Source organism: Dactylosporangium sp. NPDC049140 (assembly GCF_040648435.1).
The window spans coordinates 1-17,806 of the sequence record NZ_JBEZDS010000043.1; the positions used below are offsets into that span (position 1 = coordinate 1).

The 17,806-nt window shown below is 74.5% G+C and carries 17 protein-coding genes; 10 read left to right on the top strand and 7 right to left on the bottom strand.

Annotated features, from left to right (window positions below):
* A partial coding sequence (locus AB0B76_RS44075) for a hypothetical protein (protein ID WP_360387392.1) occupies nt 1–203 on the top strand: 203 nt, incomplete at its 5' end.
* Nucleotides 204–334: 131 nt separating this feature from the next.
* On the opposite strand, the gene AB0B76_RS44080 is transcribed toward AB0B76_RS44075, so the two are convergent.
* Nucleotides 335–871, bottom strand: a complete 537-nt coding sequence (locus AB0B76_RS44080; RefSeq protein ID WP_360387395.1) for a helix-turn-helix domain-containing protein — start codon at nt 869–871, stop codon at nt 335–337.
* A 45-nt stretch (nt 872–916) separates the two neighbouring features.
* Here AB0B76_RS44080 and AB0B76_RS44085 point away from each other — a divergent pair, with 45 nt between their 5' ends.
* The gene (locus tag AB0B76_RS44085; protein ID WP_360387398.1) at nt 917–1,363 is read left to right on the top strand and encodes a nuclear transport factor 2 family protein; all 447 of its coding nucleotides are present in this window, start codon (nt 917–919) and stop codon (nt 1,361–1,363) included.
* Here AB0B76_RS44085 and AB0B76_RS44090 read toward each other — a convergent pair.
* Nucleotides 1,344–1,901 carry an ATP-binding protein gene (locus tag AB0B76_RS44090; RefSeq protein WP_360387401.1) on the bottom strand — a complete coding sequence of 186 codons (558 nt, stop codon included), beginning with the start codon at nt 1,899–1,901 and terminating at the stop codon, nt 1,344–1,346. The genes AB0B76_RS44085 and AB0B76_RS44090 overlap by 20 nt on opposite strands.
* 93 nt (nt 1,902–1,994) lie before the next feature.
* On the opposite strand from AB0B76_RS44090, the gene AB0B76_RS44095 reads away from it, so the two are divergent.
* Complete coding sequence (locus tag AB0B76_RS44095) at nt 1,995–3,209, top strand: prolyl oligopeptidase family serine peptidase (protein WP_360387404.1); 1,215 nt, start codon at nt 1,995–1,997, stop codon at nt 3,207–3,209.
* On the opposite strand, the gene AB0B76_RS44100 is transcribed toward AB0B76_RS44095, so the two are convergent.
* Entirely contained in the window at nt 3,192–3,845 is a 654-nt protein-coding gene (locus AB0B76_RS44100; RefSeq protein WP_360387407.1) for a helix-turn-helix domain-containing protein, read from the bottom strand. The two genes, AB0B76_RS44095 and AB0B76_RS44100, sit on opposite strands and share 18 nt — an antisense overlap.
* Nucleotides 3,846–3,901: 56 nt before the next feature.
* Between AB0B76_RS44100 and AB0B76_RS44105 the strand changes: the two genes are divergently transcribed.
* The 3 genes from AB0B76_RS44105 to AB0B76_RS44115 all read left to right on the top strand — a co-directional run bounded on the left by AB0B76_RS44105 (nt 3,902) and on the right by AB0B76_RS44115 (nt 5,343).
* The gene (locus AB0B76_RS44105; RefSeq protein WP_360387410.1) at nt 3,902–4,465 is read left to right on the top strand and encodes a hemerythrin domain-containing protein; all 564 of its coding nucleotides are present in this window, start codon (nt 3,902–3,904) and stop codon (nt 4,463–4,465) included.
* Nucleotides 4,466–4,643: 178 nt separating this feature from the next.
* Nucleotides 4,644–5,000 carry a VOC family protein gene (locus tag AB0B76_RS44110; RefSeq protein ID WP_360387413.1) on the top strand — a complete coding sequence of 119 codons (357 nt, stop codon included), beginning with the start codon at nt 4,644–4,646 and terminating at the stop codon, nt 4,998–5,000.
* Between the two features lie 16 nt (nt 5,001–5,016).
* A complete protein-coding gene (locus AB0B76_RS44115) occupies nt 5,017–5,343 on the top strand; it encodes a hypothetical protein (protein WP_360387415.1) in 327 nt (108 codons plus the stop codon).
* A gap of 96 nt (nt 5,344–5,439) precedes the next feature.
* On the opposite strand, the gene AB0B76_RS44120 is transcribed toward AB0B76_RS44115, so the two are convergent.
* Nucleotides 5,440–6,066: an SHOCT domain-containing protein gene (locus tag AB0B76_RS44120; RefSeq protein WP_360387417.1), complete on the bottom strand. Its 627-nt coding sequence runs from the start codon at nt 6,064–6,066 to the stop codon at nt 5,440–5,442.
* Between the two features lie 258 nt (nt 6,067–6,324).
* Between AB0B76_RS44120 and AB0B76_RS44125 the strand changes: the two genes are divergently transcribed.
* Nucleotides 6,325–7,644, top strand: coding sequence for a histidine-type phosphatase (locus AB0B76_RS44125; RefSeq protein WP_360387420.1), 1,320 nt, complete (start codon nt 6,325–6,327; stop codon nt 7,642–7,644).
* Between the two features lie 9 nt (nt 7,645–7,653).
* Here the strand turns inward: AB0B76_RS44125 and AB0B76_RS44130 are convergent, their stop codons facing one another.
* Nucleotides 7,654–8,217, bottom strand: a complete 564-nt coding sequence (locus AB0B76_RS44130; protein WP_360387422.1) for a dihydrofolate reductase family protein — start codon at nt 8,215–8,217, stop codon at nt 7,654–7,656.
* A gap of 119 nt (nt 8,218–8,336) precedes the next feature.
* Here AB0B76_RS44130 and AB0B76_RS44135 point away from each other — a divergent pair, with 119 nt between their 5' ends.
* The gene (locus tag AB0B76_RS44135; protein ID WP_360387424.1) at nt 8,337–9,269 is read left to right on the top strand and encodes a sigma-70 family RNA polymerase sigma factor; all 933 of its coding nucleotides are present in this window, start codon (nt 8,337–8,339) and stop codon (nt 9,267–9,269) included.
* Between the two features lie 89 nt (nt 9,270–9,358).
* Here AB0B76_RS44135 and AB0B76_RS44140 read toward each other — a convergent pair whose 3' ends face one another.
* The gene (locus AB0B76_RS44140) at nt 9,359–14,122 is read right to left on the bottom strand and encodes a hypothetical protein (protein ID WP_360387426.1); all 4,764 of its coding nucleotides are present in this window, start codon (nt 14,120–14,122) and stop codon (nt 9,359–9,361) included.
* 372 nt (nt 14,123–14,494) lie between these two features.
* Here AB0B76_RS44140 and AB0B76_RS44145 point away from each other — a divergent pair, with 372 nt between their 5' ends.
* Both AB0B76_RS44145 and AB0B76_RS44150 read left to right on the top strand, forming a co-directional pair.
* On the top strand, nt 14,495–15,403 hold the full coding sequence (locus AB0B76_RS44145; protein WP_360387429.1) for an alpha/beta hydrolase: 909 nt from the start codon (nt 14,495–14,497) through the stop codon (nt 15,401–15,403).
* Complete coding sequence (locus AB0B76_RS44150) at nt 15,400–16,338, top strand: RNA polymerase subunit sigma-70 (RefSeq protein WP_360387432.1); 939 nt, start codon at nt 15,400–15,402, stop codon at nt 16,336–16,338. Before AB0B76_RS44145 ends, AB0B76_RS44150 begins: the two co-directional genes overlap by 4 nt.
* Nucleotides 16,339–16,341: 3 nt before the next feature.
* Here AB0B76_RS44150 and AB0B76_RS44155 read toward each other — a convergent pair whose 3' ends face one another.
* Nucleotides 16,342–17,679 (bottom strand): CoA transferase, encoded by a 1,338-nt coding sequence (locus tag AB0B76_RS44155; RefSeq protein WP_360387435.1) that lies wholly within the window; start codon nt 17,677–17,679, stop codon nt 16,342–16,344.
* Nucleotides 17,680–17,806: the final 127 nt, after the last annotated feature.

Consider the following 17,806-nt stretch of genomic DNA (forward strand, 5'->3'; position numbering starts at 1 on the left):
CCCAGCATCTCCGCGGTCTCCTCGACCGAGTGGTCGAGGTAGAAGCGCAGGACGAGCACGGCGCCCCGGCCGCGGCGGCGACGCAGAGCCCGCGCAGCAGCCGGGCGTCGATCGTGCCGCCGCGCAGCTCGGTGCCGCGGCGGCCGGCGGCGTGCAGCTCGCGCCGCCGGGACCCGAGGATCAAAGCCGGTCCAATCCGCTAGATCTGCTCGATGCCGGTGGCCCACAGCGGCAGCCGGCCGTCGCACCGATCGCCGGTGGGGCCGGCGACGCCCGTCAGCCGCACCCGAAGCCGATCCCCAGCCGGTACGCATCGGCGGACATGCCTGCCAACCTAGCGGGCCAGGCCGTCGAAGACGATGGCGAGCATGCGGGAACGCACCTCCTCGTCGATCGCGGCCGCGCGGGACGTGGCGACCAGCAGGGCGTAGACCTCCGGCAGCTCGGCGTCGGCGCGGACGGCTCCGGCGCGCTGGGCACGCTCCAGCAGTACACCCACGGCCCGGCGCAGGCCGTTGGCGGCTTCGTGGGCCTCGCCGTCGCGGTCGCCGCCGGCGTCGAGCAGCGCCTCGCCGATCGCGATCTTCGTGGCCGCGTCGGCGACGAGGTGGCGGAAGAACGCGTAGAAGGCGGCGCCGGGGTCTTCGTGGCCGAGCAGCGTCCCGGCCTCGGTGCGCAGCCGGTCGTACCGCCGGATGAGCACGGCCTGCAGCAGTGCCGCCTTGGTGGGGAAGTGGCGGAAGACCGTCGCGATGCCGACCCCGGCCAGGCGGGCCACCTCCTCGGTCGACGCGGCCTCGCCGCCGCGGCCGAAGACGTCCTCGGCGGCGTCGAGGATGCGATCGCGGTTCGCCTTGCCGTCGCTGCGCATGCCCGTCCTTGCTAAACGAAGTCTGGACTCCGTAGCATCGGAGTCATGACTTCGGATCGTACCCCCCGTGAGGTCTTCCTGGCGCTCGTGGACGGCATCGCCGGGGAGCGCTGGGACGAGCTGCCCGGCCTCTACGCGGAGCGCACCGACGTGACGCATCCGCTCCACCCGCTGCGCGTACCGGCCCTGCGCACCCGCGACGACCTGCGCGAGCACTTCCGGCCGGCCGGCGCCGGCCCGCGGCTGCGGCGCCGGGTGAGCGACGTCGTCGTGCACGAGACCGCGGACCCGGAGGTGATCGTGGCCGAGTTCGCGTACCGCGGCGTCGTCGAGGACACCGGCGAGCAGTTCACGCAGCCGGCCATCCTGGTGCTGCGCGTGCGCGACGGGGAGATCGTCGAGTCCCGCGACTACCTCGACCACCTGACGTCCGCCCGCGTCCGCGGTCAGCTCGACGAGGTCATCGCGGCCGTCAAGATCGCCCCGCGTTGACGAAGGCGACGATCTCGTCGAGCGCGGGGCGGTAGTCGTCGCCGGTGTCGACGTCGATCTCGGGGACGTCGAGCCGGACGCGGTCGAAGCCGTCGTGCCCGGCCGCGTGCTCCTGCCGGGTGGCGAGGTGTGTGTCGGCGTGGGCGCGCCGCGTGGGGCTCTCGCCCTGCCGGCGCTGGATGCGGGCCCGGGCGGTCTCGGCCGGGACCTGGCAGTGGACGATCCGGATGTCGGCGAGTTCGCGCAGGGGTTGCAGGTGCGGGCGCCAGAGCCGGTCCTGGAACGCGGCTTCGGCCACCGTCGTGACGCCGGCGCCCAGGAGCAGCTCCAGCACCTGGAAGAACACCGGCAACGTGCGCCGGTTGAGCTCGTCGCCGGGCGCGGCGGCGTAGCTGCCGGTCGCGTGGACCATGCCCTCCTTGATCTCGTCCCGGCAGATCGCCGGGCAGCCGATCTTGCGGGCGAGCCGATGGGCCAGGGTGGTCTTGCCGGCGCCGGGCGGGCCGCTGACGACGACGAGGATCGGTCGTGTGCTCACTGCCTGGTTATAGCGGTGCTCGCGCCGTCCCGCTTGACACATTCGTGGCAAAATCAACGTTCGTCAATGGTATTCCATGGACGGAGGCCGCCAGTGTCCATCAACCGTCGTACCGTTCTAGCCGCCGGCGCGGGAGTCGCCGCCGGGCTGACCCTGCCGGGCGTCGCCCTGGCCGGAGACCGTGCCGTGGGCCTCACGCTCAACGCCGTGACGCTCGACGGTGGCGAGCAGGTCGTCTCGCTCACCCTCGACACCGCCCGGCTCGGCCCGATCGCCCCGGGCTCGCTGACCGCCGGGACGTTCACCGTGCACGCCAAGGCCACCAGCCCGATCCCGATCGCGCCCGGGGATCAGATCTTCAGCGAGTACGACCTCGATCGTGTCGTCACGGCCGCGCGCCTCGACCACCGCGGCAACATCGTGCTGGAGCTGAGCACCGCGGAGGGGCAGCTCGGCGGCGGCACGCTCGGCTACATCGCGAGCAAGGGCCGCAACGTGCGGCTGAACCTGGTGTACACGGTCATGCAGCAGGCGCCGCTGCGGCTGCGCAACGGCCGCGCGGTCACCATCGCGCGGTTCGAGCAGGGCCGGCTCGTCAACCCGGAGGTGGACGCGTTCAGCTACCACACCTCGGGCTCCGGGATGAAGTACCGGCTCTTCAGCGCCTCCGGGGCCGCCCGCCCGCTGATCGTGTGGCTGCACGGCGGCGGCGAGGGCGCGTCGCTGCCCGACAACTACTACGACAACGAGACCACGCTGCGGGCCAACCGCGGGGCGCTCGGGTTCGCCACGCCCGAGGCGCAGCGGATCTTCAACGGCGCGCACGTCGTCGTGCCGCAGAGCACCTCGTACTGGCTCGAGGACGGCGACCGCTTCGCCCCGCTCATCCGCGAGATCGTCGACGACGTCGCCCGCCGGTACGCGGTCGACCGGCGGCGCATCTATGTGGCGGGCTGCAGCAACGGCGGGTACATGAGCCTGAAGATGACGACGGTGTACCCGGACAGGTTCGCCGCGTCGGTGCCGATCTGCGGCGTCGTGACGGACGTGCTCACCGACGACGAGCTGCGCCACATCGACACCCCGACGTGGCTGGTCGCCTCGCGCGACGACGACACGGTGCCGCCGGAGGCCAACACGGTCCACGCGCACGATCTCGTCCCGCGGTCGCTGCTGTCGCTGTACGACCACGTGATCTGGAACGGGTATCAGTTCCCCGGGCACTGGTCGTGGATCTACGTGGCGCGCAACGATCCGAGCATCGGCGGTACCCATATCTGGCAGTGGATGTCACGGCAGCGCGGCTGACGGCAGGCGCACCACGCAGGCGCGCGGCGCGCCGAAGGGCTCCAGCACCGCCTCCTCGCCGAGCACGCCCCGGATCACGCCGGCGTGCAGCCCGCACATGGCGTCGGGCTGCGGCCCGACAAGTTCCAGGAACGGGCAGGTGTACAGGTGGATCTCTCCGGCGTGCCGCCGCGGCCCGAACCCCAGGCGGTCCAGGACCGTCACCAGCCCCGCCACCGGGTCCGCGGAAGCCGGCCCGGCCGCGCTCAGCTGCCGGCCCCAGTCGCGGCCGACCTCGCCCGCGCGGCTGCGGCCCTCGGCGTCGCGCGGCAGGTGCTCGAGCAGCGCGGCGGCGAGGGCCCGGTACGGCCCCGGGGCCGGATCCGCCGCGGCCGCCCGGTACCGCCAGGCCGGCCGCCCGGGCTGCCCGCCGCCGTCCCGGGCCTTGACCAGCAGGCCGGCCTCGACGAGCCGTTCCAGGTGGGCGCGCGTGGTGTTCAGGTGCTGGCCGGTGCCCGCGGCCACCTCGCCGGCGGTCAGCCCGCCCGCGGCCTCGCGCACCCGCCGCAGGATCGAGACCCGGCTGGCCGACCCGAGCGCGCGATGCCGGGGCGTGTCGATCGTCTCGCCGCTGGGCCCTTTCCACGGGGTTTCCATGGTGTTAGACGTTATAACGTCAGATGACGTCAAAACCAGGGACCCGGGAGCGCGCCATGTCACAGTCCGACCAGTCCGCCGCGGCCGCCATCGTCCGCCACTACGCCGAACTGTCCGCCGCACTCGGCGAGCTGGCCGCCGAGCTGATCATCGCGGCCGAGATCGGCGGCCTCCGGCCGGCCTACACCGCCCGCGACGCGCTGGTCGGCTGGGTGCGCGCCGAGCTGCTGCCGCACGCGTTCGCCGAGGAGGAGGCCCTGTACCCGGCCGCCGCCCGGCAGCCCGCGGGCCGGCTGCTGGTCGAGGGCATGCTCGCCGAGCACCAGGCGATCGCCGCGCTGGTCGACGAGCTGGAGACCGCCTCGTCGCCGGTGGTGGCGGCCGCGGCGGGCCGGGCGCTGCGCGCGGTGTTCGAGGCGCACCTGGCCAAGGAGAACGAGCTGGTCGTGCCGCTGCTGGCCGAGGCGCCCGGCGTCGACCTGGTCGGCCTGCTGGCGGGTATGCACGAGCTCATCGGCGAGGCCGAGGCCCCGGCGTCCGGCGGCTGCGGCTGCGGTGGCTGCGGCTGCGGCGGCGGCGATGTCCAGGTCCAGGTCACGGCCGGCCCGGGCCCGGAGTGACCGCCTCGACGCCGTAGGTGCTGGGGTGGTGACACAGCCCGCGTTCGCCCGCCGGTCGCTGTTCCTAGTGTCCTAGGATGGCTTACGCGCTGTGATGTCCAGCAGAACACAGGACGTGGGTCTGCGGGTCGCGGGTTCCGGACGCCGATCGTCCGGAACCGTCGGTACGGTCCTCGCCATGGCTATCGCACGTTATCCGGGTCTCGTGATCGACTGCCCCGATCCGGGGGCGCTCGCCCGCTTCTACGGGACGATGCTCGACTGGAAGGTCGACGTCACCGAGGACTGGGCCCACATCCAGGCGGAGTACGGCCACACCATCTCGTTCCAGCGGGTCGAGGGGTTCTCGGCGCCGGACTGGCCGGGGCAGGAGCACCCGCAGCAGATGCATGTCGACGTGACCGTCGACGATCTCGACGAGGGTGAGGCCGCGGTGCTCGCGCTCGGAGCGTTGAAGGACAAGCATCAGCCCGGTACGACCTTCCGGGTCTTTCTGGATCCGGCGGGTCATCCGTTCTGCATCTGTCTGCCGTAAGTGTGTACTGAGCCTTGTGGCTCGCCGCCGGCACCTTGAGGTCACCATTGTCATCGCCGCGCAGTGCGGGCTGGCGGCGGCGCTCTCGTGGATGGCGGCGCACCGGCTGTTCGGTGTGGCGATGCCGGTGTTCGCGCCCACCGCGGCGGTCGGCACCATCGTGGCCGCGCTCGGGCAGCGGGCGCGGCGCACGGCGGAGCTGCTCGTGGGGGTCGCCGGCGGCATTCTGGTCAGCGACGCGAGCAGTACGACCGCATCCGGGCGGCAGCCTGCGAGGTGGCGCGGCTGGCGGGGCGGGCCGACCGCGCCGGCGGCCTGGGGCCGTTCGGCGAGGGCATGGTGACGCGGCTGGCGACGATCGCGAGCGATCTGATCCGCGGTACGGGCGGCGGTCCGGCGACGGCCAACCGCATGGTCCGCGAGGCCGCCGCGATGTGAGTCAGGCGAGGGCGGCGCTCTTGCGGTCGGCGTACTCGCGCTCGGTCAGCAGTCCGGAGGCGTTGTCGTCGGCGAGGCGCTGCAGCACGGCGAGCCGGTCGGCGGTGCCGGGCTCGGCGATCGCGGCCCGGAGGCGGTCGTACTCGGCCTGGGTGAGCACGCCGGTGTCACGCAGCCGGCGCAGGTGGGCCCGGGGCGTGCCGGTTCCCGGATTGCGGCGCCGCCGGAGGAGTTCGCCGACGCCGAACGCGAGGCCCATCGGGATGAAGACGCCGCTCATGATGTATGCGCCGGAGCGTATGTCGGCCGCCATCGAGTCCTGCACGGCGGCCTTGATGAGCACGACCAGGCCGAGGCCGGCGAACCCGAGGGACCACAGCAGTTGCCCGGTGCCGGGTTGGGCGAGGCCGTGTCGGCTCAGGACGATTCCGGTGACCCACAGGAGGGTGGCGCCGATGAGCAGCAGGGTCCACCACATGGTGCCCGGGGGGCAGGTTCGGGTGCTGACGTAGGGGCCGCCGGAGCTGCAGCTACCGATGTTGAGCATATGATTCAGCCCGGCCGCGAGCAGGACGAGACCGGCCAGCCCGGCCACCATGCTCAGGGCGTCCCGCACCCTCGGTGTCATGCGGCGAGGGTCGCATACCGGGGTGCGGGAGCGCGCTGTCCGATTGGCGACCGCTATTCGAAGAACTTGAGTCCGAAGCCGGTGTCCGTGGTGGCGCCGGGGACGTTGGCGCGGCGGTACGTCACGCCGCCCCACCAGACGGCACCGGAGCGGCGGATGCGGGGCATGGCCGCAACATCTCCCAGCCCATGCATGCCTGTCAATAGAAGTCCACCAAACGGTAAGGTTCCCTTAACGAAGCATCGATGGGCTCGGGCCATGAAGCGTTTCGTCGCGCTGGCCCTCGCGCTGGCGGTGGTCGCCGTCCCCGGCACCGCGCAGGCGCACGGCCCGGCCCAGCCCGTCCCCAACTACACGACCAAGACGCCCTACGAGCCGCAACAGCGGCCCCGCGAATACCAGCCGGCCCCGCGCGGTTTCGTGCCGGTCTTCACCGAGAACGTCGCCCGGCACGGCTCGCGGGCCATGTCCGACAGCGACGACGGCGACGCGGTCCTGGCCGTGCTGCAGCGGGCCCAGGCCGGGCAGGGCCTGACCGGGCTCGGCGCCGGGCTCGTCCCGCAGGTGCAGGCGCTGCTCGCGGCCGGGGCCGCGGTCGGCTTCGGCAACCTCGCCGGCCTCGGCCGGCAGGAGCAGCGCGGGACGGCCCTGCGGATGGAGGCGCGGCTGCCGGGGCTCTTCGCCGACATCGCCGCCCGGCACCGGCCGATCGAGGTGCAGACCTCCGGCGTGACCCGCGCGGTGGACAGCGCGAACGCGTTCACCGGCGGGCTCACCGCGGGCAACCCGGCCCTGGCCGGGCTCGTCCAGGCTCCCGTCACGAACAAGGATCTGCTGTACTTCCACAAGCAGCCGCAGAACGCCGACTACCAGGCCTATGTGGACGGTGACCCCGACCTGGCGGCCGTGCTCGCCGGCATCGAGGGCCGCCCGCGCACCGCCGAGGTCGCCCGGCACGTCGTGTCGCGGCTGTTCACCCCGGCCTTCGCCGCGAGCCTGTCCACCGGCGAGCAGACGTCCTTCGCCCGGTCGCTGTTCGAGTTGTACTGCGCGCGCCCGGACCTGCGCGTCGAGGCGCCCGGCGTGGATCTGGCCCCGTTCCTGTCCGCGGCCGACGTGGCGTGGCTGGCGTACCTCGACGACGCCTCCGAGTTCTACGAGAGCGGCCCCGGGTTCGCCGGGCGCACCATCACCTACGCGATGGCCCGGCCGCTGCTCGACGACCTCTTCGCGCAGGTCGAGGCGGAGGCGGCCGGCACCAGCGCCAAGGGTGCGGTGCTGCGGTTCACGCACGCCGAGGAGATCGAGCCGCTGGCCGTGCTGCTGCAGCTGCCGGGCAGCACGAAACAGGCCCCGCGGGAGCGGCCGTACACGTACGACACCAACCCGTGGCGCGGCGCGAGCGTCGCCCCGATGGCCGCGAACATCCAGTGGGACCTGTTCGCGAAGGATGGGGTGTACCTCGTGCGCATGCTCTACAACGAGCGTGAGACCGGGTTCCCGCCGTCGTGCCGCCCGATCGCGAAGGGCAGCGTGTTCTACCGGCTGACCGAGCTGCGCCGCTGCTTCAACCGCTGAGCTGCCTGCTCAGTCGCGGCCTCGCCGCAGCTGGGTGAACACGGCCTCGCCGAGGGGTTCGGCGAGGGTGTAGCGGAAGTCCGCGGGCGCGCCGCCCGCGAAGAGCCGCTCGCCCTCGCCGGCCACGACCGGGAAGGTGATCAGCCGGTACTCGTCGACGAGGTCGGCGGCCGCGAGGGCGTGCACCAGGCTCAGGCTGCCGATCACGACGATGTCGCGGCGGGTGCGCTCGTCCTTGGCCCAGGCGATCGGGTCGCCGTCGATCGCGGCCGAGTTCGGCCACGCGGCGGCGTCGATGCCGGTGCCGGTGGCGACACGCTTCTGCGTGGCGTTCATGACTTTGGCGTACTCGCTGTCCCGGCCCGGCCACAGCCGCGCGAACTGCTCCCAGGTGCGCCGGCCGTAGAGCTGCACGCCGTGCTCCATGCGCTCGGCGAGCCGGAACTTGTCGTCGGTGACCGGCCCCGAGCCGAACCGGAACGCCCAGCCGCCGTAGCTGGTACCGCCGCGCCCGTCCGGGTCGGAGACCACGCCGTCGAGCGTGGTGAACTGGATGACGATGATGTCGCCCACCGTTGGGCTCCCCTCCGCTGTGCGGGCGGCGCCGGTGCGGCCGCCCTCACCCACCACGTACCGGCGGTGGCCGGCGAACTCATCGCTCCCGCCGGGAAAATGTTTGTAGGCTGCCCGGCGTGACGGAGTTCGAGGCGTTCCGCGGTGACCTGCTGGCGCACTGCTACCGGATGCTCGGGTCGTTCCACGAGGCCGAGGATCTGGTGCAGGAGACGCTGCTGCGCGCCTGGCGGGCCGCCGACCGGTTCGACCCGCAGCGGGCGTCGGTGCGCACGTGGCTGCACCGCATCGCCACGAACGCGTGCCTCAACGCCCTGGAGGGCCGGGCCCGGCGGCCCCTGCCGAGCGGGCTGGGCCCGGCCGGCGACGATCCGCACGCGCCGCTCACGCCGAGCCTCGACGTGCCGTGGCTGCAGCCGTTCCCGGACGACCCGGCGGCCACCCTGGAGCAGCGCGCCGGGCTGCGGCTGGCGTTCGTCGCGGCGCTGCAGCTGCTGCCGGCCCGGCAGCGGGCGGTGCTGCTGCTGCGGGAGGTACTGCAGCTGCCGGCGGCCGAGGTCGCCGAGGCCCTCGACACCAGCGTCGCGTCGGTGAACAGCAGCCTGCAGCGGGCCCGGGCCACGCTGCACGCGGCCGCCCCGGCCTGCGAGGACCTGCGCGACCCGGCCGACCCCGGTGAGCGGGCCGTGGTCGAGCGCTACCTGGCCGCGTTCGAGGCGGCCGACGTGCCGGGCCTGACGAAGCTCCTCGCCGACGACGTGATCATGGAGATGCCGCCGGTGGACCTGTGGCTGCGCGGGCGGGAGCACTACGGCACGTTCATGGAGCGGGTCTTCGCCATGCGCGGGCCGGGCTGGCGGCTGCGTCCGGTCGCGGCCAACGGGGGGCCGGCCCTGGCCGCCTACGCGCCGGACCCGGCCGGCGGCGGGGTGCGGGCCCACTCGCTGCAGGTGCTGACCGTGCGCGGCGGCCTGGTCCGGTACAACGTCACCTTCGCCGACCCGTCGGTGTTCACGGCGTTCGGGCTGCCGTCAGCGGTCGAGCGGTGCTGAGCGGGCCCACGGTCGAGCGGTGCTGAGCGGGCCCACGGTCGAGCGGTGCTGAGCGGGCCCACGCGGCCTTCACGGCATTCGGGCCGCCGTCAGCGTCCGGGCCGCGTTGACCAGGCCGACCATCCCGCCGGTGACGCCGTCGACGATGCATCGCGCAGGCGGAGCCACTCCTCGGCGATGACCTCGACGACGTGGGGCGAGAGCCGGCCGATCACCGGCAGGGCGACGGTCCAGCGGCCGAGGGCCAGGCATTCGGCGGCGAGGCGGCGCCCGTCGGCCGGGGGCACCAGCTCCGCGAGCCCGGCCAGTGCGTCGGCCCGGCGGTCGACGTTCGCGATCGACCGGGCGATGTCCTCGGCGGCCCGGTGGTTGCCGGCGGCCACGGCGCCGTCGAACCGGCGCTGCTGCTCCAGATCGAAGTGCGATCCGCCGGCCGGCGCGGCGGTGAAACGCGGCCGGCTGTCGTCGCCGGCCCGGCGGACGTCGGCGGCCGCACGATCGCGGGCGTCCGGATCGGCGATCAGTTCGGCGTACCGGCTCGCCCGGCCGAGGTCACCGGCCGTGACGGCGGCGCCCACGAGGTCCCCGAGCGTCCGGCCCGGCCACGCGGCGCCGGTGATGGCCACGGCCACGGCCTCGGCGCGGTCGTCGTGCCCCAGCGCGAACCACGCCAGGGCGACATCGTGCAGGACCCGGCCGACGCCGTCGGTGAGCTCGGCGCGCCGGGCGGTGCCCGCGAGCCGCTGGGCGACGTACTCGCAGTTGCGGGCCAGGTCCTTGGCCTGGTCGAGATCGGCCGCGGCGGCCGCGGCCCGGGCGGCGGCGAGCAGCGCGGCGGCCCGGTCCCCGTCGTCGGCGAGCCGGGCGATGAACAGCCGTGCGGCGTCGTAGGCCCGCCGGCGGGCGGCCCGTTCGCCGAGGTCGTGCAGGAGACGGGCGAAGGCGCCGTCGCCGCTGATGGTGTCGGCGAGCGTGCCGGCGACCGTGAACCGGCCGGCCGCCGCGGCCTGGCCGGCCAGCATGCCGATCGCGGCGACCCGCGCCGTGGGGTTGCGCATGAGCCCGACGGCCCGGACCGCATGGTCCTCCCGGCCCGCCTCGAGCAGCAGGGTCGCGGTTCGCTGGTGCTCGGGGGCGAACTCCGCGAGCACCGCGGATCGCAGGTCCAGGTCCGGCATCCCGTCGGCGATCTCCACGGCCGAGGCCAGCAGCGCCAGCGCCGCCTCGCCGTCGTCGGCGGCCAGCTCGGCCGCGTGCCCGGCGGCGGTCTTCGCGGCCAGGGTGAGCATCCGCATGCGGTACGCCGGGTCGGGGAGGCTCATGGCTACGGCCCGGGCCCGTCCGTGGCGTCCGTGGCGTGCGAACAGGCCGAAGAGATCCCGCCAGAGCATGGTCGCCTCGGTGGAGTCGCGAAGCTGCAGCGCGATCGCGGCCGCCTCGTCGAGCCGCCCGGCCGCGGCGGCCGCGCGCCCGACGGCGGCCGTGCGGCCCTGGGCGCCGGTGATGAGGTCGATGATGGGCCGGGCGTTGTCGTACGAGTCCCGCGCCGCCACCGCGACGGCCGTGTCGGCGAGCGCGACGTCCCGGGTCCGGGAGAGCCCGACGCCGGTGAAGAGCGCCACGGCGCCGGCGTAGTCGCCCTTCGCGGCGACCGCCGTGGCCAGGGCGAGCGCCGCGGAGTCCCGGTAGACCGGGTCGCGGATGTCGTCCAGCAGGCGCGGCCACCCGTCCGTCGATCCGTGTTCGGCCGCGAGGACGATGATGCTGCGCAGGCGCTCGTCGGCGGAGTACCCCGGCAGCCGCCGGACGACCGCCGCCGCCTCCTGCGGATCGCCGGCCACGGCCGCGGCCTGGCCCAGCATCTCGAGGAGCTCCCGCTCGGTCGCCGACGCCCACCGCCCCTTCCGCCCGAGCCCGCCGTCGAGGGCGTCGGCGGCCTCCCGGGCCATCGCGACCGCCCGGTCGCCCCGCCCGGCCCGGCCGAGTGCGGCGGTCAGCTCGCTGAACAGCCGCGATCGTACGGTCGAGTCGCCGACGAGCTCCGGCAGCAGCGCGGCCTCGTCGAGCTCGCCGAGGTCGACGGCCAGCCGGAACACGTCGGCGATCGCCGTGGTCAGATCGTCGGGTCGGGTGTCCCAGGGCCACCGGCGCACGGGCGGCGCGAGGGCGTCCCGGTGCGGCGGCAGGGCGCATCCGCGGATCAGCGCGACGCTGTGCGGCAGGTCCCGGGCGGCGACGGTCGCGCGTGACAGGCTCAGGAACGTCGCGCCGATCCGGTCGCGTTCACCGGCGGTCCGGATGAGCTCCTCGGCCTGCTGCGCCAGGTCCGTGGCCCAGGCGTGCTCGCCGGCGACGGCGGTCGCCCGGGCCAGCCGGGCCAGCGCGTGGGCCCGCTGGCGGCGATCCTCGATCGAGCGGACGACCGACCACGCCTCGTGGGCCAGGGAGAGCGCCAGCCGCTGCTCGCCGAGCTCGGCGGCCACCTCCACCAGGTCGGCGATCGCGCCGCTCTTGACCGGAGCGTCGGTGATCGCGGCGATGGCCGGCTCGGCGGCGGCGAGCAGCGTCGCCGCCGGCCGGCCGTCGTCGATGCTGCCGGCCAGGCGGGCCAGCGCAATGGTGGCCCGGGCGCGCCGCTGCGGGTCGTCGATCCCGGGCAGCCTTCGCCGGACCTCGCCGGCGATCTCGCCGGCCACCGCGGGGCTCGCCGCGTAGTAGGCGGCGGATGCGAGCACGGCCGGCCCGGCGCCCCCGAGGAGCTCGGTGGCCAGCGCCCTCGCCTCGGCCCAGGCGCCGATCGCGGCGTTGGCCCGCACCAGCGCCCCGGCGGTGTCCTCGTCGGCCCCCGGCCGGCCGCCGGGGTGCGGGCCGGCGGCGAGGAACAGTGTTCGCTGGCTGCGGTCGGCGAACGCCCGGGCGAGCCGGTCGTCCCCGACGTCGGCCATGGTGGCGGCGGCGATCGCCAGCGCCCGGGCGCGGGCCTGCGCCTCGGTGATCGCGTGCGCGGCGGTGGAGCTGTTCTGGGCGAGGGCGACGGCGGCTCGGTGCTCGTCGAGCAGCTCCAGCACGTGGACCAGGTGCTGGATGAGCGCCACCTTGGTGCCCGCGTCGGCGACCTGGTCCAGCGAGCCGATGCCGTGCTCGACGAGGATGCGCGCCCGCTGATGCTCGCCTCGCGCGGCCAGCTGCTCGGCGACGAGCGACACCGCCCGGCACTGGCGGGCCGGATCGCCGATGCTGCGCGCGACGGCCTCCGCTCGGACCGGGTTGCCGAGGTGTACCCACACCGAAGGCAGATCCTCCGGGAGATGGGTACTCCGCGCGGCCAGATCCTCGCGGTGCAGGGCGAGACGAGCGGCGGTGAGCAGGTCGGGATCGGGCCGGGTGCAGACCAGCGCCTCGGCGGCCGTGATCTCGGCGACGGCCAGCGCGTCGCCGCCCGTGACGTCCAGCATCCGGTCGTGCCGCACCGGGTCGATCGCCAGGCGCACCAGGCGGTCGACGTCGGCGCCGTCACGCAGCATTCGCGGGTAGCCCCGCAGCAGGTAGGCCGGCGTCGCCCCCGGCCAGCCCTGCCCGCGGTAGTGATCGCACCACTCGTGGACGCGGTCGCGGTAGCGGCCGAGCTGCTCGTCGCCGAGGTGCTCCAGGGCGCTGGCCCGCAGCGTCTCGTGCGTGAAGAGGAAGACCCGATCGTGCCGGCTGCTCTCCGGGTCCGGCCGTCCCGCGATCGTGCGCCCGACCACCCCCGCGAAGAGCGCGTCGAGATCGCCGCGCGCGCGGCCGGTGAGATGTTCGAGGTCCGCGCGGGTCAGCCCGCCCCCGCAGGCGGCGGTCAGGCCGATGACCTCACGCGCGAGGACGTTGCGGCCCGAGGCGTCCGGCGCCAGGATGCGATCGAGCTCCTGCCGGGCCAGCTCGGACTTGCGGCGGGCGTGCGGCGAGTCGGCGAGCGCACGGATCGGGGCGGACCGCAGCGGATGGTCCTCCGGGACGTCACCGGGCAGCTGGGGGTCGGGGCGGCTCGACACGATCACCCGCAGCCGCGGGTCGGGCCGGCGGGGCAGCAGCGACGCGACGCTGGCCAGGCCGGACAGCGGGTCGACGCCGCAGTCCTCGTCGAGCCCGTCCACGACGAGCACGAGCCGGTTGCCGGAGCGGGACGCCTTGGCGACCGCCTCCGACAGCCAGCGCCGGCGCAGTCCGTCGCGCGCGGACGGCAGGACCACCGACGGCGACCGCTCGTTGATGATCGCGGCGAGCTGGTCGAGCAGAGCGTCCGTGTATGCGGAGCTGTCGGCCTGGGCGGCCAGCCGGGCGGTCACGAAGAACGACAGAACCCAGGTCCGGGGCGGCGGATGCAGCGTGAACCAGGACATGAGCGCCGTCTTGCCGGCGCGGGCGTCAGCCCGCCACCAGACGTATGCCTCCTCGCCCGCGCAGAACGCGGCGAGCTCCGCAAGCTCCCGGTCCCGGTCGAGCAGCTCCGGGGGAGCGATCTCGTGGATCTGCTCGACGTAGTTCGAACGCAGCCACCAGTCGGGCGGGCCGGCCGGCGACTGGTTCGCCTCCAGCAGCGCCCCGCGGTACAGCCGCAGGCCCTTCGCGATCTCGTCGCTCGTGCCGCCGAGCGCTTCGAGCAGCTGCGAGGCCTGCCGGTCGTCGGTCGGCAGGGTCAGGCCGCGCAGCATCATGCCGACCCGCGTGGCCGCGCTCAGGTTCATCCGGGGCGCGATCGTGCGCTGGCTCGGCATCCCGTCCGCCCGGTGCAGGTGGTCCAGGCAATCGAGCCAGGCGCGCCGCGGTCCGGAAGGTGGCCAGGCCGCCCGATCGATCGGCTGACCTCGTCCCATCGACGCTCCCGCGGTCGCTGCAGGGTGCTGTCCACTGGTCGTCCACTGCCCGTCCTGTCCGGAATCGGGCCGGGCGCTGCTCAGACCATGTTCGTCCGGCCAGTCAAGCAGGTCAGCACGCGAGAGTACACGCACTCCCACCGACGGGGTCACACGCTTGGGCGGCGCCGGCGGCCCGGCCGGCGCCCTCGACTCCCGCAGTGAGGAGACTCCGATGTACCTGCAACAGTGGCTCGACCTCGGCGAAGAGGTGCTCCGGTTCGCCACGACCGGATTCGCGCTCACGCTGGCGGTGCTCGGGCGGCGGTCGCGTCCGCAACGCCCCGGCCGCCGGGCCGATTCCTTTCGGCGCCGCCGCCGGTCTACACCGGCATGGATGACATCTACACGCTGGACAGCTTCTACCGGCGCAGCAACGGCCTCTCCCAGGCCGACCCGCCGCTCACCTTCGAGCAGCGCCGGGTCGTCGACTCCCACTGGGGCGACGTGACGGCCGAGCCCGGCGGCGTCGACTACACCGAACGCGAGCTCGGCGGGGTGCCCGTGCTCTGGGCGGTGCCGCGGGACGCCGCGCCGGACCGGGTGCTGCTGTGCCTGCACGGCGGCGGGTACGTCGGCGGCTCGATCTACACCCACCGCAAGCTCTACGCGCACCTGGCCAAGGCCGCCGGCGTCTCCGCCGTGCTGCCGTCCTACTCGCTGACCCCCGAGCGGCAGTACCCCACCCAGCTCGACGAGGTGACCGCCGTCTACCGGGCGCTGCTGGAGCGGTACGAGCCCGGGCACGTCGCGGTCACCGGCGACTCGGCCGGCGGTGGGCTGACGCTCTCGGTGCAGCTGCGGGCCCGGGCCGAGGGCCTGCCGCTCGCCGCCGCGCTCGTGCCGATCTCGCCGTGGACGGACATGACCCAGAGCGCCGCGTCAATCGTCACGAACCGGCCCACCGACCTGCTCTTCGGCGACCCGTACCCGATGTCCATCGACGGCCTCGTCGCCATGCTCCTGCCCGAAGGGGTGAAGCCCGACGACCCGCTGGTCAGCCCGCTCTTCGCGGACCTGTCCGGCCTGCCGCCGATGTACGTGCAGGCGGGCGGGGCGGAGATGCTGCTCGACGACGCGGTACGGCTGCAGCGGGCCGCTCACGAGCACGGCGTCGAGGCCGAGCTGGACGTGACCGCGGGGGAGCAGCACACGTTCCAGATGTCGGCCGGGCGTAGCGCGGCGGCGGACGCGGCGATCGCTCGCGCGGCGGCCTGGCTCCGGGTCAAGCTGGGACTGTGACCGACGACCGGGAGGCGTTCACGGCGCGCGCCGAGCCGCTGCGCCGTGAGCTCCTCGCCCACTGTTACCGCATGCTCGGCTCGCCGGACGAGGCCGAGGACGCGGTCCAGGAGACATACCTGCGCGCCTGGCGGGCCTACCCGCGGTTCGAGGAGCGGGCGTCGATGCGCGTGTGGCTGTACCGCATCGCCACCAACGCCAGCCTCGACGCGCTCGACAACCGGGCCCGGCGGCCGCTGCCGTCCGGGCTCGGCGCGCCCGCCGACGACCCGCACGCCCCGCCCGGCCCGGCGGACCTGGACGTGCCGTGGCTGCGGCCCATCCCCGACGCGCTGGTCACGCCGGAGTCCGCGGACCCGGCGGTCGTCGCGGCGGCCCGGGCCAGCCTGCGGCTCGCGCTCGTGGCCGGGCTGCAGTACCTGCCACCGCGGCAGCGGGCCGTGCTCATCCTGCGCGAGGTCCTCGGGTTCCCGGCGGCCGAGGTCGCCGAGATGCTGGGCTTGTCGGTCGCGGGGGTCAAGAGCCTGCTGCAGCGGGCCCGGGCCCGCCTCGACGAGGTGGCCCCGTCGGAGGACGACGCCGACCTGGCCGAGCCCGCCTCGGCCGCGGAGCATCTGCTGCTGGAGCAGTACATCGCCGCCTTCGAACGCAGCGACATCGAGATCCTGGAGCGGGCCCTGCGGGCCGACGCGTCGCTGGAGCTGCTCCCGTCGCGGACCTGGTTCGCGGGCAAGGCCACGTGCGTGCCCTATCTGCGCACGGTGCTCGGCGCGCCCGGGGACTGGCGCCTGACGCCGACGCGCAGAAACGGACAGCCGGCGGCGAGCGTCTCGTACCGCGGCGTGCCGTTCGGGGTGGCCGTTCTGACCATCACGACGACGGGCATCCGGCGGATCGTCGCGTTCGGCTTCCCCGAGCTGGCGACGCCGCCGTGAGCGCTATCGTGCCGTGAACGCGGCCGGGGCCTGCCCGTACGCGGGGGGCAGCCTCGGCCACGCCAGCGGCGCGCCGTCGAGCCGCCCGGGCGGGGCGATGCCGCTCCACCCGTTGCCGAGCCCGACCCGGTAGGCGTCGGGGTCGACGGGCGCCCCGGCCCGGCCCGCGGGTTGTTCGAGCAGCCACCGGGCGGTACGGGCCAGGGACACCGACACGTGCGCGCCCTCGCCGGTGGCGAGCGCCCGGAGCACCCCCGCCGCCAGCAGGTACCCGGTCGCGTGATCGAGCAACTGGCACGGCAGCGCACCGGGCCGCTCCCCGTCGGGACTGCACCTCCAGCCGATGCCGGTCGCGACCTGCACGAGACTGTCGAAGCCCCGGCGATTTCCCCATTCCGCTTCGGTACCCCAAGCGGACAGCGTCGCCACCACCGTCCCCGGATACCGCTCGGCGATCTGATCCGGGTCGAGCCCGAGCCGGCGCATGGCCCCGGGCCGGTACCCGGTAACGATCACATCGGCGTCGCCCGCCAGCCGGTGGAGCGCCTCGGCCCCGCCCGGCGTGGCGGCGTCGAGCAGCGTACTGGCCTTGCCGATGACCCCGTCGACGGCGTGCAGCGGCAGCTCGGGCCGGTTGGGGTCATCGACGCGCAGCACGTCGGCGCCGAGTGCGCCAAGCATCCGAGTCCCGACCGGCCCGGCGATGACCCGGGTGAGGTCGAGCACCCGAGGCGTCGCCCGCGGCTCCCGGCGCCCGCCGGTCGGCCAGATCCCGATGAGCGGCCCGTCATCGCCGCCGCCGCGTTCACCGTGCGCCTGTTCGTTTCGGTGCACGGCGTCGGCGGGTCGGGCGGACTCGACCACCGCTCGTTCGGCGTGTTCCTGTTCGGTTGTGCGCGCGGCGTCGGCGAGTCGGCCGGATTCGGCCGCTGCTCGCTCGGCGCGCCATTGTTCGGTTGTGCGCGCGGCGACGGCGAGTCCGCCGGACTCGTACACCAACCGCTCGACCTCCAGCGCCGGCCGCTCGGCGATCGCGTGCTCGATGTCGTCGCCGAGTGCGCGTACGAGCGCGGCCCGGTGCCACGGATAGTTCGCGTGGGTGCGCACCCAGCCGTCGGCGGCCCGCCACAGCCGCGACAGCGGGGCGAATCCCTCGATGCCCCGCCCGGCCGGATCGCGTAACAGCGTCTCGCTGCGCACCGCCGCCGCCACGTGCGCAGGGTCCAGCGTGACCTCCGGCCGGCGCCCGCCGCGCGCCTCGGCCAGGTCCGCGGCCGCGTCCAGGCATGCGGACACGGCCGCCAGTGCGCATTCGTCCACTGCGAGCGGTGCTGTGTCCATTCGCTCATTGTGCGTTCACGACTTCCGGTCCGAACGTGAGCGACCTTCGTGGGCGCGGTGTTCCTGATCACCGGAAGGCCGTTCCTGCGGGTCGGTGGCGGAGCCGGACGCGCTGTTCCGGATTACG